Annotated in this window: 11 protein-coding genes; 6 read left to right on the top strand and 5 right to left on the bottom strand. The window is 71.6% G+C overall.

The window, feature by feature from the left end; genetic code table 11:
• The first annotated feature begins 89 nt into the window (after window positions 1–89).
• Entirely contained in the window at window positions 90–2,456 is a 2,367-nt protein-coding gene (locus OG504_RS43195) for a TIM-barrel domain-containing protein (RefSeq protein ID WP_405994642.1), read from the top strand.
• 2 nt (window positions 2,457–2,458) lie between these two features.
• On the opposite strand, the gene OG504_RS43190 is transcribed toward OG504_RS43195, so the two are convergent.
• Window positions 2,459–2,995 carry an NUDIX domain-containing protein gene (locus tag OG504_RS43190; protein ID WP_405994641.1) on the bottom strand — a complete coding sequence of 179 codons (537 nt, stop codon included), beginning with the start codon at window positions 2,993–2,995 and terminating at the stop codon, window positions 2,459–2,461.
• A 235-nt stretch (window positions 2,996–3,230) separates the two neighbouring features.
• Here OG504_RS43190 and OG504_RS43185 point away from each other — a divergent pair, with 235 nt between their 5' ends.
• From OG504_RS43185 to glpK, 5 genes are all read left to right on the top strand, one after another.
• Window positions 3,231–3,656 carry a Zn-ribbon domain-containing OB-fold protein gene (locus OG504_RS43185; protein ID WP_405996577.1) on the top strand — a complete coding sequence of 142 codons (426 nt, stop codon included), beginning with the start codon at window positions 3,231–3,233 and terminating at the stop codon, window positions 3,654–3,656.
• A complete protein-coding gene (locus OG504_RS43180) occupies window positions 3,653–4,843 on the top strand; it encodes a lipid-transfer protein (protein WP_405994640.1) in 1,191 nt (396 codons plus the stop codon). The genes OG504_RS43185 and OG504_RS43180 overlap by 4 nt, the downstream gene beginning before the upstream one ends.
• Window positions 4,844–4,941: 98 nt before the next feature.
• Window positions 4,942–6,594, top strand: coding sequence for an EAL domain-containing protein (locus OG504_RS43175; protein WP_405994639.1), 1,653 nt, complete (start codon window positions 4,942–4,944; stop codon window positions 6,592–6,594).
• A gap of 334 nt (window positions 6,595–6,928) precedes the next feature.
• Complete coding sequence (locus OG504_RS43170; protein WP_405994638.1) at window positions 6,929–7,654, top strand: MIP/aquaporin family protein; 726 nt, start codon at window positions 6,929–6,931, stop codon at window positions 7,652–7,654.
• Between the two features lie 80 nt (window positions 7,655–7,734).
• Window positions 7,735–9,246, top strand: a complete 1,512-nt coding sequence (glpK, locus tag OG504_RS43165; RefSeq protein ID WP_405994637.1) for a glycerol kinase GlpK — start codon at window positions 7,735–7,737, stop codon at window positions 9,244–9,246.
• 102 nt (window positions 9,247–9,348) lie between these two features.
• Here glpK and OG504_RS43160 read toward each other — a convergent pair whose 3' ends face one another.
• The 4 genes from OG504_RS43160 to OG504_RS43145 are packed head-to-tail and all read right to left on the bottom strand — an operon-like array spanning window position 9,349 to window position 13,658.
• Window positions 9,349–9,954 (bottom strand): ATP/GTP-binding protein, encoded by a 606-nt coding sequence (locus OG504_RS43160; RefSeq protein ID WP_365309370.1) that lies wholly within the window; start codon window positions 9,952–9,954, stop codon window positions 9,349–9,351.
• A 48-nt stretch (window positions 9,955–10,002) separates the two neighbouring features.
• A complete protein-coding gene (locus OG504_RS43155; RefSeq protein WP_405994636.1) occupies window positions 10,003–10,398 on the bottom strand; it encodes a DUF742 domain-containing protein in 396 nt (131 codons plus the stop codon).
• A gap of 9 nt (window positions 10,399–10,407) precedes the next feature.
• A complete protein-coding gene (locus tag OG504_RS43150; protein WP_033282376.1) occupies window positions 10,408–10,839 on the bottom strand; it encodes a roadblock/LC7 domain-containing protein in 432 nt (143 codons plus the stop codon).
• A complete protein-coding gene (locus OG504_RS43145; RefSeq protein WP_405994635.1) occupies window positions 10,836–13,658 on the bottom strand; it encodes a nitrate- and nitrite sensing domain-containing protein in 2,823 nt (940 codons plus the stop codon). Before OG504_RS43145 ends, OG504_RS43150 begins: the two co-directional genes overlap by 4 nt.
• Window positions 13,659–13,877: the final 219 nt, after the last annotated feature.

Raw genomic sequence — 13,877 nt, 5'->3', positions numbered from 1 at the left:
GTCCGTGTCGTGAAGATGTGGTCCCACCACGGGTGAACGGCAGTTGAACGACACGGTTATCCGGGGCCTGTAATGGCAGGGTGAGCAGCATGGACGGTCGTGACCTGGTGCGTTCGGTGAAGGTGGTCGGTTCGACGGGGGCGGCGCAGGGTTTGCGTACCGTACGGGCGGCGTGGCGCAGGCGGCGTGCCGACGCCACCGGGCTGCCCTCGCGGGGCGCTGAGCGGGCTCGGGTCCCGGGGCCGGTGCGGGAGGCGGAGCCGGGGCCGGGCGGCGGGGTCATCCGGTTCAGCCGCTCCGAACTGCGCATCACCGTCGCCGCGAACGGGGCCGTCTTCTGGGGCTGGGACGGGTCCGGTCCGGAGCCGTCGTACGCGCTCGGCGGGCGCTGTCCCGAGCCGGATCCCCGGGCGGTCCTGGAGCCGGACAAGGACGGTGGCTGGCGGGTCGTGGCGGAGCGGGTGACGGTCTCCGTGTCGCGGCACGGCGCGGTCGAGGTGCGTACGCCCGGAGGTGTGACGCTGCGCCGGGATCTGCCGCCGCGCTGGTGGGAGCCGGTGGGCGGCGGCACGGCACGCTGGATGCAGCGCTCGGAGGTGGCGGCGGACGCCCGGTTCTTCGGGCTCGGCGGGCGCGCATCGGGCCCCCGGTTGCGCGACGGGACGTACCGGCTGTGGAACACCGACCCCGGGCATGCCTTCGCGCCGGGTGACGATCCGCTGTACGTCACGATGCCGGTGCAGTTGGTGGTCGCCGACGCGGCCACGCATCTGGTGTTCCACGACACCTCCTGGGACGGCACGGTGACGCTGCGGGAGGGCGAGGAGGGCGCCGGTTCCGGGCACGACCGGGCCGGGGCGTCCGAGCTGCGGATGGACGGCGGTCCGCTGCGCTGCTGGGTCGTGGTGGGCACCCCCGCGCGCGTGCTGCACGCCTGGGCCTCGCTCACCGGTGCTCCCGCGCTGCCGCCGGCCTGGGCGCTGGGGCACCATCACGCGCGGTGGGGCTTCGGCAGCGAGCAGGAGGTGCGGCGGATCGTCGCCGGCTACCAGGAGCGCGGTCTGCCGCTGGACGCCGTCCACCTGGACATCGACCACTACGACCAGCACCAGGTGTTCACCGTCGACCGCGAGCACTTCCCCGAACTGCCGTTGCTCGCCGAGGAGTTGCGGCGGGACGGCATCCGGCTGGTTTCGGTCGTCGACCCCGCGGTGAAGGCCGAGCCCGGGAACGCCGTCTACGACAGCGGTATGGCCGAGGATGCCTTCGTGCGTGACGCCTCGGGGCGGCTGGTGCGGGGAGTCGTATGGCCCGGCGAGGCCGTTTTCCCGGACTTCACGCACGCGCGTGTGCGGGCGTGGTGGGGCGGGCTCTACAAGGAGCGGCTCGCGCAGGGCTTCGCGGGGTACTGGCACGACATGAACGAGCCCACGTCGTTCACCGCGTTCGGGGAGTCGACCCTGCCCCGTTCGGCCCGGCACGACTTGGACGGGCGGGGCGGCGACCATCGCGAGGCGCACAACGTGTACGCCCTGTGCATGGCAAGAGCCGCCTACGAGGCGCTGCGCGAACTGGCCCCCCAGGAGCGGCCGTTCCTCTTCTCGCGCTCCGGGTGGGCCGGGATGCAGTCCTACGGGGGCACCTGGTCCGGTGATGTGGCCACCGGCTGGCCGGGGTTGCGGGCCTCGCTGTCGCTGGTCATGGGGCTCGGGCTGTGCGGGGTGCCGTACTCGGGTCCGGACGTGGGCGGTTTCGACGGGAGTCCGTCGCCCGAGCTGTATCTGCGCTGGTTCCAACTCGGCGCGTATCTGCCGCTGTTCCGCACGCACGCGAGCCTGCGGGCGGGGCGTCGGGAGCCCTGGGAGTTCGGTGCCGACGTGCTGGAGCACGCGCGCGTGGCGCTCGTCGAACGGCGGCGGCTGCTGCCGTACTTCATGACGCTGGCCCATCTCGCGCGACGGACCGGGGCGCCCTATGTGCGGCCCCTGTGGTGGGGCGCGCCGGAGGATCGCGCGCTACGGGACTGCGAGGACGCCTTCCTGCTGGGCGACTGTCTCCTGGTGGCGCCGGTACTCGATCCGGGGTCGGACCGGCGTGCGGTGCAGTTGCCGCGGGGGCGCTGGTACGACACGGAGACGGAGCAGGCCTACGAGGGACCGGCCCAGGTTCTCCTCGACGCCCCGTTGTCGCGGATTCCGGTGCTCGCGCGCGCGGGTGCCGTGCTGCCTGTGCAGGGCGCGGACGGCGGGCTGGAGCTGGAGGTGTGGGCGCCCGCCCGGGGGCGGACCGGGGGCGGGCTGGTGGTGCCGGACGCGGGCGACGGCTGGGACGAACCGGAGATCGAGCGGTACGTCGCCCACTGGGAGGGCCGGCGGGTGGTCGTGGAGCGGGAGCGGGAGGACGGCGTGAGCGCGCCGTCCTACCCGGTGCGGGTGCGAGGGCTGGGTGAGGGCTGACCTCAGAGGTACCGGCCTTCGAACCAGGCCCTGACGGCCACGGAGTGCAGCGGGAAGGCGAGCTCCTCAGGCCTCCGCAGCAGGTGCCAGCCCTCCGTCTCGTCGGTGGCGACGGACTTGGGCAGGCCCTCGACCGGGCGCTCGGGAAGGGCCCCGAAGAGCAGCAGATGGCCGTCGGGCGAGCTGATGGCGTCGACGAGCCGTACGTCGCGACTCGCGGCGTCGATGCCCGTCTCCTCCCTGAGTTCGCGGACGAGGGCCTGTCGCCAGTCCTCGCGGTCGTCGACGTAACCGCCCGGGAGGGCGACGCCTCCGCGCGCGGGGGCGACGGTTCGGGTGATGACGACCAGGGCGCTGCCCTTGGTGTCGTACACGGGCTGGAGTGCGACGGCTACGGGCAGCGGGTTGCGGTACGCGACGGTGCCGCAGGCCGGGCAGGTACGGGGCCAGCCGGAGACGCCCTCTCCGTAGGGCGATCCGCAGCTCGAACAGTGGCTGTTCGGCCCGGAGTTGGGGACGGAGGCTTGAGTTTCGGACACCCGGCGGACTGTATCCGATCAAGCGGAGGGCGTCTTTCCGGGGGCCGCACGCGTGAACGGGAAACGGCCGGAACCACCCCCGTGGGCCCCGGCCGTCCCTCCCGATACCACGACGCCGTAAGTGGCTCGATGGTTCACCGAAACGCCCTGCTCATTTTCCGTTGCCCGTGGCACACTTCTGACGTTCCGTCAGATCCAGTGCTGTGGAGGGACGTTGTCGCGGACACGCACACCTGTGGTCACCGATTGGTTCACCGGGGACGGGGACGACTTCCGGCTCCTCGGCACGCGCTGCTCCGCGTGCGCCTCGGTCTTCTTCCCGCGTGAGGACGGCCACTGCCGCAATCCGGCCTGCGCGGGCGGCGAGTTGGCCGAGGTTCCGCTGTCGCGGCACGGCCGTGTCTGGTCGTACACGGACAGCCGGTACCGGCCACCGTCACCGTATGTGAGCGATCCGGAACTTCCGTGGGAACCGTACGCGTTGATCGCTGTGGAGCTGGAGGCCGAGCGGATCGTGGTGCTGGGACAGGCGGTTCCCGGGATCACCGTCTCCGATCTGACGGTGGGCATGGAGGTGGAGGTCGTCCCCGGTGTCCTGAGCGAGGACGCGGAGACGACCTGGACGACCTGGCACTGGCGGCCTGCGGGGGTGGCGGAATGACCGCGGACGTGGCGGTGCTCGGCGCGGGCATGCACCCTTGGGGGAAGTGGGGGCGCGGCTTCGTCGAGTACGGGACGGCGGCGGCCCGGGCGGCGCTCGCCGACGCCGGGCTGGAGTGGCGGGACGTCGGCTCGATCGTCGGCGCGGACACGGTGCGTGGCGGATATCCCGGGTATGTGGCGGGCGCGACGTTCGCGAAGGCGCTGGGCTGGCAGGGTGCCCGGGTGGCGAGCGTGTACGCGGCGTGCGCGTCCGGGGCGCAGGCCGTCAACGCGGCGCGGGCGCAGATCCTTTCGGGGCTCGCGGACGTGGTCCTGGTCGTGGGCGCCGATGCAGCGCCCAAGGGGTTCTTCCGGCCGGCCGGCGGCGAGCGGCACGACGATCCGGACTGGCTGCGCTTCCGGGTCCTCGGGGCGACGAATCCGACGTACTTCGGGCTGTACGCGCGCCGGCGGATGGCCCGCTACGGGGACACCCCGGAGGACTTCGCCCAGGTCAAGGTGAAGAACGCGGCCCTGGGGGCGCTGAATCCGTACGCGCGCTACCGCAAGCGGGTCTCCGCAGAGGAGGTCGCCGCCTCCGCGGTGGTGGCCGATCCGCTGCGGCTGCTGGACATCTGCGCCACCTCGGACGGCGGGGCCGCGCTGGTGCTGTCCAGCATGGAGTTCGCGCGCCGGCACGGGGCGGCGGACCCGGTGCGGATCCGGGCGGTGTCCACGGTGACGCCGCGCTATCCCAACACGGTGCTGGACCTCCCGGACATCGCCACCGACTCCGCGGCGGGAGCCCCACCGCCGGACGAGACCTTCCGGGCGTCGATCGCGCGCGCGGCCTACGAGGAGGCGGGCGTCGGCCCCGAAGAGCTCTCTCTGGCCGAGGTGTACGACCTTTCCACCGCCCTGGAGCTGCAGTGGTACGAGGATCTGGGGCTGTGCGGCGAGGGCGAGGGCGCCAAGCTGCTCCGGGAGGGGGCGACGGCCCTGGGCGGGCGCATACCGGTGAACGCGAGCGGTGGGCTGGCCTCCTTCGGGGAGGCGGTTCCGGCGCAGGCGATCGCCCAGGTCTGCGAGTTGACCTGGCAGTTGAGAGGCGACGCGGGCGACCGGCAGGTCGCGGGGGCGCGGGCGGGGCTCACCGCGAACCAGGGGTTGTTCGGGCACGGGTCGGCGGTGGTCGCCGTGCGATGACCGACGGCGCGCCGCACGCGGTGTGAGCAGCCCGCAAGGCTGCGTGAACGTCTTATGAACTGGGCCTGGGCGTACGCCGGTGGCGTCATCATGCTGCCGTGCGCTCCTCGACGGACACTCTCCGCTTCGCCTTCCAGCCGGTGGTCAATCTGACCACCGGCGGAGTCGCGGGGCTGGAGGTCCTCGTCCGCCCGGAGACCGGGGACATCCTGGCCGAGGCCCGCCGCGACCCCGAACTCGACGGCAGGCTGGCGGTGTTGGCGGTCCGCGCCGCCGCGCGCAAGGAGACCCTGCTGCCGCTGCACATCAACGTGTTCGCCGGCACCCTCGCCGACCTCGGCGGGCTCACCCCGCTGCACAGCGCGGTGCGCGAGGCGGGGCGGCTGCCGTGGGAGGTCACGATCGACATCGTGCCGCCGTACACGCACGTGCCCCAACGGGCGCTCCTGGAGGCGGTGTCCGAGCTGCGCGGCCAGGGGTTCCGGATCTGTGCGGACGGCGTCGGCGACGGTGACGTACCCCTGCGGCTGCTCACGGACCTGGCGCCCGACCTGGTGAAACTCGACGCGTCGCTGCTGGAGCGGCCGGCCGCGGTGCGGGCGATGCGGACCCTGTGCGAGCAGTTGGGCGCCCTGCTGTCCGTGGAGGGCGTCGAGACCGAGACGCAGTGCGCGACCGCGCGGGCGGCCGGGGCCCAGTTGGCGCAGGGCGAGCTGTTCGCACCGCCGACGCGGATCCCCGCGGTGGACGTATACGTTCCGCCCCGCGCCCCCGGACTCGCGACGACACCGCCGTCGGGGCCCTGGGTGCGGGAGTTCGTCCGGCCGGCCGCGCTGCTGCCCGACACCGCGTCCGCCGGTCAGGTGCGGGCGCTGCTGACCGGCTCGCCGGACGTCTCCGGGGTGGTGCTCGTGGACCGGGACGGGGTGCCGGTCCGCTCGGTGCACCGGTCGCGCTTCCTTCTGTCGATGTCGGGGCGCTACGGCCACGCCCTGTACTCCGACCGGCCCGCCGCCAAGCTCGGCGACGTGCCGCGGACGGTCGGCGTCGACGCGACCGCCTGGGAGGTCCTGGACGTGGTCGCGGTCGGCGACCGGGACCGTACGTCGGACGATGTGGCGGTGGTCGACCGGTACGGACGCTGTGTCGGCGTCGTACGACTCGCCGATCTGGTGCGGACGTTGGCCGAGACGCGGGTGGAGGAGGCCGCGGGGCTCAACCCGCTGACCAGGCTGCCCGGTTCGGACGCGATCACCGGTGAGGTGGACCGGCGGATCGCGGACGGGCGGACGTTCGCGCTGAGTTGGCTGGATGTCGACCACTTCAAGCAGGTCAACGACGGGGCCGGTTTCGCGGCGGGCGACGAGTTGATCCGCTCGGTCGGGCGGGCGCTGCAGCAGGCGGCGACCGCGCACGCGCGCGTGGGGCACATCGGCGGGGACGACTTCCTGGTGCTCACCGATCCGGAGGGGCTGCATCCGCTGGCCGCCGACGTGCTCGACGTGCCCTGGGAGGCGGGCGGCAGGGCCGTGACGCTGTCCCTGGCCACCGTCCTGTGCGTGCCGGGCAGCGTGACCGACCACCGGCAGGCGGCCGCGTGTCTGGCGCCGCTGAAGAAGGCCGCGAAGGCGCTGGACGGCACGAGTTGGGTGCTGGGCCGGGCGGAGCGAGGCGACTACGAGATCATCCGCGGATCGCACGTGACGCCCGCACAGGCCCCCCGCACAGCCGCGGAGTCCCCCGGGCGCTGAGCGCGGCCCGGAGGCTTCCTACGGGCCTTGAGGGGCCGTCAGGGCGGGTGTCACCGTTGCCGTCCGCGACCTTGACGCTCCACAGGCACCGGTGAACACTTCCCGGTGTCGGTCGACATCGCCGTACATTCTCGGCGTACCAGGCACTGCGCCGCGCGGGCTCCGCCTGCGCTCAGGCCCACTCCCACGGGCGATTCGGCTGCGACGGCACGCTCGTCACGGACGCCGGGCGGGGCTCGGGACCCTCCCTGCCTTCGGCTGAAGTCGCCAAGGGAACCGCACCCTGCACGGAGGACCGGGGCAGACCGTCCCGGGCGAGGGCCTAGGAGCCGCCATGAGCAATGGAGACATATTCCTCGGTGAGGTCATCGGCACCGCGATCCTGATCCTCTTCGGCGCCGGCGTGGTCGCCGCCGTCGTACTGAACTACTCCAAGGCACAGAACTCCGGCTGGATCGTCATCGCGTTCGGCTGGGGCTTCGGCGTGATGGCCGGGGCGTACACCGCCGCGCCGCTGTCCGGCGGGCAGCTCAACCCGGCGGTCACGATCGGCATCGCCATCGACACCGGGAAGTGGGACAAGGTCCCGCTCTACATCGCGGGGCAGATGGTCGGCGCCATCCTCGGCGCGGTGCTGTGCTGGCTCGTCTACTACGCGCAGTTCCAGGCCAATGCCGAGGAGGAGATGGCGCAGCCCACGCTCGGGATCTTCTCGACCACGCCCACGATCCGCAATGTCGTGGCGAACCTGATGACGGAGATCATCGCGACGATCGCGCTGGTCCTGCCGATCCTGGCCTTCGGGCTCACCAAGGGACTCGGTACGTCCGGCACGGCGGTGCTGGTCGTGTCCTTCCTGGTGGTCGGCATCGGTCTGTCGCTGGGCGGTCCCACCGGGTACGCCATCAACCCGGCGCGCGACCTGGGCCCGCGCATCGTCCACTCGCTGCTCCCGATCCCGAACAAGGGCACCTCGGACTGGGGTTACGCGTGGATCCCGGTGGTGGGACCGCTGATCGGCGGGGCGCTCGCCGGAGTCATCTTCAACGCAGCCTTCTGACAACCGTCTTCCGAAAGCAGCCCTCCGAAGGACCGGAGCAGTCCCCCGGAGGATCCGAAGGACACGACAAAGGGGTCGTCATGACGGACAGGTTCGTCGCCGCAATCGACCAGGGCACCACCTCCAGCCGCTGCATCGTCTTCAACCAGGACGGCGCGATCGTCGCCGTCGACCAGCGCGAGCACCGCCAGATCTTCCCCAAGCCGGGCTGGGTGGAGCACGATGCCACCGAGATCTGGTCCAAGGTGCAGGCGGTGGTCGCCGGTGCGATCGCCAAGGCGGGACTGCGCGCCGACCAGCTCAGCGCGCTCGGCATCACCAACCAGCGGGAGACGACGGTCCTTTGGGACCGCGCCACCGGCAAACCCGTGCACAACGCCATCGTGTGGCAGGACACCCGCACCGCGGCCCTCTGCAAGCAACTGGGCGGCTCGGACGGCCCGGACCGCTTCCGCGAGCAGACCGGGCTGCCGCTCGCCAGCTACTTCTCCGGCCCCAAGGCGGCCTGGCTGCTCGACAACGTGCCCGGCCTCAGGGACCGCGCCGAGCGCGGCGAGATCGCCTTCGGCACGATCGACTCCTGGCTGATCTGGAACCTCACCGGCGGCACCGAGGGCGGCAAACACGTCACCGACGTGACGAACGCCGGGCGCACCATGCTGATGAACCTGGAGACCCTCCAGTGGGACCCGTCCATCCTCTCCGCGATGAACGTCCCCGAGGCGATCCTCCCCGAGATCAAGTCCTCCGCCGAGGTCTACGGCACCGCGGTCGGCCAACTCGCGGGCGTACCCGTGGCGTCGGCCCTGGGCGACCAGCAGGCCGCCGTGTTCGGACAGGCCTGCTACGACGTCGGCACGGCGAAGAACACCTACGGCACGGGCAGTTTCCTGCTGCTCAACACCGGGAACCGGCCCGTACCTTCGAAGAACGGGCTGCTCACGACAATGGGCTACAAGATCGGTAGCGAGGCGCCGGTCTACTGCCTGGAGGGATCGATCGCCATAACGGGCGCGCTCGTTCAGTGGTTCCGCGACCAACTCGGCATCATCCGCAACGCCGACGAGATCGAGACCCTCGCCGCGAGCGTGGACGACAACGGCGGCGCGTACATCGTGCCCGCGTTCTCCGGCCTGTTCGCGCCCTACTGGCGTTCCGACGCGCGCGGAGTGGTCACCGGGCTGACCCGGTACGTCACGAAGGCGCACCTCGCGCGGGCGGTGCTGGAGGCGACGAGCTGGCAGACGCGCGAGGTCGTGGACGCCATGTTCCAGGACTCCGGGGTGCAGATCACCACCCTGAAGGTGGACGGTGGCATGACCAAGAACAACCTCCTGATGCAGCACCAGGCGGACGTCCTCGGGGTGCCGGTGATCCGGCCCAAGGTCTCCGAGACGACCTGCCTGGGCGCCGCGTACGCGGCCGGGCTCGCCACCGGGGTGTGGAACGACCTGGACGAGCTGAAGTCGCACTGGCAGAAGGACGTCGAGTGGACGCCCTCCATGGAGTCGTCGGTGCGGGACCGCGAGTACCACAACTGGCGCAAGGCGGTGGAGAAGAGCTTCGGCTGGGAGGAGGACGGCGACAACTAGGCACGCGCGCGTGGGTCGTTCACGAGGCACACGCGCGTGCGTGTCGTTCCGCGAGCTGAGGCCCGTACCCCGGTCGGCGGGGGTACGGGCCGCGCCCGCGCCTCAGCTGGTGACGCTCTGGCGGCGCTTCGCGCCGTAGGCCATGGCGTGCTGGACGACCTCGATGAGGACCTCCTTGACCGACGCGCGGTCGCGCGCGTCGCAGAGCATCAAGGGGACGTCCTCGTCCAGGTCGAGGGCCTGGCGTACGGCGTCCACGGGGTAACGGTCCGCGCCCTCGAAGCAGTTGACGCCGACGACGAAGGGTATGGAGCGCCGCTCGAAGTAGTCGAGGGCGGCGAAGCAGTCCTCCAGGCGGCGGGTGTCGGCGAGCACGACGGCACCCAGGGAGCCCTCGGAGAGCTCGTCCCACATGAACCAGAACCGCTCCTGGCCCGGCGTACCGAACAGGTACAGCACCAGGTCCTCGCGCAGGGTGATACGGCCGAAGTCCATGGCCACGGTGGTGGTGTGCTTGCCCTCCACCCCGCTGGTGTCGTCGACCGGACGCCCTGCCTCGGTGAGCAGTTCCTCCGTGCGCAGCGGCCTGATCTCACTGACCGCGCCGACCAGGGTGGTCTTGCCCACGCCGAAGCCGCCGGCCACCAGGATCTTGAGCGTGACGGGCTCGACCGGAGGCTTGCCTCGCTCAGTACGCCCGAAGATCATCGGTCTTTTCTCCTGCTTGATGGGGTAGGGGGCGGTGGCTCGCGCCGCTCACAGGGCCCGGAGGCCGGAGATCACGTCGCGCAGAATACTCTCGTCCACCAGTTCCGCCGGGGGTACGGGACGTGACACATGGACGAGTTCACTGTCCACGAGATCGCCGATGAGGACCCGTATCACCCCGATGGGCAGGTCGAGTTCGGCGGCGAGTTCGGCGACCGACTGCGGGGCGTCACGGCAGAGACCGACGATGTCCACGTGCTCCGGGGACAGCGTCTGGTCCGCTTCCGAGTCGTCCTCGTGGGACTCCGCGATCACCACCGCGATGAGGTCGAGGCGGTGCTGGGCCGCACTGGTGGTGCGGCCGCGCGTCATCGCGTACGGCCTGACGACCGGTCCGGCCTCGTCGTCGAACCAGTGGCTTCTTCCCTGACCGTCTCCGCTCATGTCACTCCACTACCCGCCGGAGGACACGTCGGTGCGCGGAGCGGCCCCCAGATGCACACCGACCCGCTTCACGAGCAGTGTCATCTCGTAGGCGACCTGTCCGACGTCCGAGTCGGCGTCCGCGAGAACGGCGAGGCAGCTGCCGTCGCCCGCGGCCGTCACGAACAGGAAGGCCTCGTCGAGTTCGACGACCGTCTGCCGCACGCTGCCCGCCTCGAAGTGGCGGCCGACGCCCTTGGCGAGGCTGTGGAAGCCGGAGGCCACGGCGGCCAGGTGTTCGCTGTCCTCGCGGGTCAGGTCCTGGGACACGCCGGTGGCAAGGCCGTCGCCGGAGAGCACGATGGCCTTGCGGATGCTGGCGACGCGCTCGACGAGGTCGTCGAGGAGCCAGTTCAGCCCGCGCTGGTCGGTGCTGTGGCCGGTCGCCTTCGGTGCGGTCATCGACCGTCCCCCTTAGTTCCTTGTGCTGTGCCGCCTCGGGCGTCGTCGCCCTCGGCGTTCTCCTCGCGGCCGCGCTGCCAGCCGCGCTGGAGCGAGGCCATACGGCTGCGCACCTCGTCGGCGTCGCGCTCGGCGACCTCCGCCGGGCTCGCGGCGCGCCGATCGGGGTCCTGTTTCAGCTGCGGGGCCAGATTGGCCTGACGTACGCGTCTGGGCAACGCTCCGGTACTCGGCGGGGTGTCGGAGTCCGGTGCGCCGGCCGCGAGTTCGGCACGCCGGGTGCGCCTGGGGAGGGACGGGGTCTCGGGCGGCTCGTCGAGTCCGCGTCCCGGGGAGGCGGGGGGCTGCGCGGATTCGGCGCGACCACCGGGCACGTCGGTACGGCGCCGTAGCGGCGTGTCACCGCGGCGCCGGGCCGGGAGCGGTGCGGGGCCGTCCGTCTCCGGTCCGCCCAGACTCGGAGCCGTGGCGGGGCCGTCGAAATCGGCCTCTACGGAGTCCGCCGTTTCGCGTCGGGAGCGCTGCTCGACTACCGGACGTCCATGGGAGCTGACCAGCTTGGGCGCACGGCGTCGGGGCAGCGGAAGCGGCTCGCTGCGGTGGCCGTCCGCATCGGCCTCGGGGACCTGCTGATGGTGGTCCACGGGGCGGACGGGGGCGAGGTCGTCCCGGTGGGTGGAGGCGCGGCGGGGGCGGAAGATCCCGCCGCGCTCGCCGTCCTCGTCGTCGAGCCCGTTCGGGAAGCCTTCGAGGGCGTCCAGGTCGACGGGGGCTTCCAGTTCGACCGGTCCGTCCAGGAGGGCGGGCGGCAGACCGGGCAGCTTCACGGGCATCTGGGAGAGCGCGGAGCGGCGGCTCTCCTCCAGCTCGGCCTCCTTCGTCGGCCGGGGCCGGTCGAGGCGGAAGCCGATGCCGTTGGTGTCCGGGACCTCGTCGCTCAGCAGGGCGTCGGGGATGAACACGACGGCGGTGGTGCCGCCGTAGGGCGAGGGCTGGAGCGAGACGCGGACGTTCTGCCGCTGGGCGAGCCGGCTGACCACGAACAGGCCGAGGCGGTCGGTGTCGGAGAGTTCGAACTCCGGTGTCTCGGCGAGCCGGAGGTTGGCGTCCAGGAGTGCCTCGGCCGCCATGCCGAGGCCCCGGTCGTTGATCTCCAGGGTGAAGCCGTTCGCGACCCGCTCCCCCAGGACCTGGACGGCGGTGTGCGGCGGGGAGAACACCGTGGCGTTCTCCAGGAGTTCGGCCACCAGGTGGGTGACGTCCGCCACAGCGGGGCCGGTGACGGCGATACGCGGCAGCCGGCGGACCTCGATGCGCTCGTAGTCCTCGACCTCGGCGACGGCCGCGCGGACGATGTCCATGAGCTGGACCGGCTTGCGCCACTGCCGGGACGGGGCGGCCCCGGAGAGGATCACGAGGCCCTCGGCGTGCCGGCGCATACGGGTCGTCAGGTGGTCGAGGCGGAACAGGTCGGCGAGTTCATCGGTGTCCTCGGTCCTGCGCTCCATGGTGTCGAGCAGGGTGAGCTGCTTGTGCAGCAGGACCTGACTACGGCGGGCGAGGTTGACGAACACCTCGGAGACACCGGACCGCAGTTCTGCCTGCTTGACGGCGGCTTCGACTGCCGCGCGCTGCAAGGTGTTCAGGGCCTGGCCGACGTCGCCGATCTCGTTCCTGTCGTACTCCAGGCGCGGGACCTCGGTCTCCACGTCGACCACTTCGCCGACGGACAGACGGCGCATCACGCTGGGCAGCCGGACGCCGGACGCCTCGTGGGCGTCCAGGCGCAGTTGGCGCAGGTCGCGGATGAGGCCGCGGCCGATGCGTACCGACAGGAAGAGCGAGAACAGGAGGGCGATCAGCCCCAGGACGCCGGCGACGGCCGCCTTGAGGATGACCCTCATCGCGACCGGGCGCACCCGGTCCTGGTAGCGGTCGTTGGCCTGGTCGTCGAGGGTGCCGAGCTTGGCCAGCACCGCGCCGGCCGCGGTGTTCCACGTCTGCGCGGTGACGTTGCGGGGCGTGCCGGACGTCGTGGAGGCGGCGGCCTGTTCGGCCACACGCAGCGGGGCGCTGGCCGCGTTCCTCCAGAAGCGTTCGAAGTGGCCGCGCTCCGCGGAGGGCAGCAGCGGCAGGTTCACGTCGTACATCAGGGTGCGCTGGGCGACCAGGTCGGAGACGTCGCGGGTCTCGTCCCGGGTGAGCTTGCCGACGACCAGGGAGGAGCCGAGCAGGGCGTCCTCACGGGAGAGGAACTCCCGCGCGCGGGCGAGGTTCACGAGGGCGCGGTACTGCTTGTCCATCTCGACGTTGTCGACGACGTGGAGGTTGGACAGCAGCACGTAGCACGGGTCGACCAGGTGGTTGTAGAGGCCGAGGGCCTGGGCGCGGTTGACGGTGCCGTCCTCGACGCTGCGCCGTAGCGACTGAAGCCCGTCGAAGGCGTCGAGGACCGCGCTGACTCGGCTGTCGGTGGCCTGCCCCATCGCGTCGCGCACGTCCGGGTTCTCGGCGTTCTTGCGGATCTTGGCGACGGCCTCGTCGGTCGCGGCACGGCTGCGCCGGAGATCGGTGAGCCCGTCGGCGGCGCGCGGGTCGGCGAGATAGACGAGCGACTGCCGGCGTTCCTGCTGGATGACCCGGACGGTGTCCTCGGTGGGATAGCCGATCTTCTCGACGACCGACGACACGTTGAACAGGTCGCCGGCCGCCCGGCCGGTGAGGACCGTGGCGAACGCCCAGATCGCGGTCAGGGACACGAGCGGCACGAGAAGGAGCGCCACGATCTTCCGGCGGATGGACTTCCCGCGAAAGCGCATGGCCTCCCCCAGCTGGACCCCCGCCGGCCGGGGGTACACATGTACGTCAACAAACGGCGCGAGCCTACTACTGACACAGAGGTAACTCGAAGAGCTGTCCGGAGCGTGAACTTCCGCAACAGCGACCGGACATGCGGAGTTGTCGGGTCATTGCGGGAGATTGCCGCCCCGATATCCCCGGGATCACCACACCCCACCCCTTCGGTCCACTTGGCCAGT

This window comes from Streptomyces sp. NBC_00986 (assembly GCF_045162565.1).
Taxonomy (GTDB): domain Bacteria; phylum Actinomycetota; class Actinomycetes; order Streptomycetales; family Streptomycetaceae; genus Streptomyces.
Note: the sequence above shows the minus strand (reverse complement) of the source record. Positions and strands in the feature narration are given on the sequence as shown.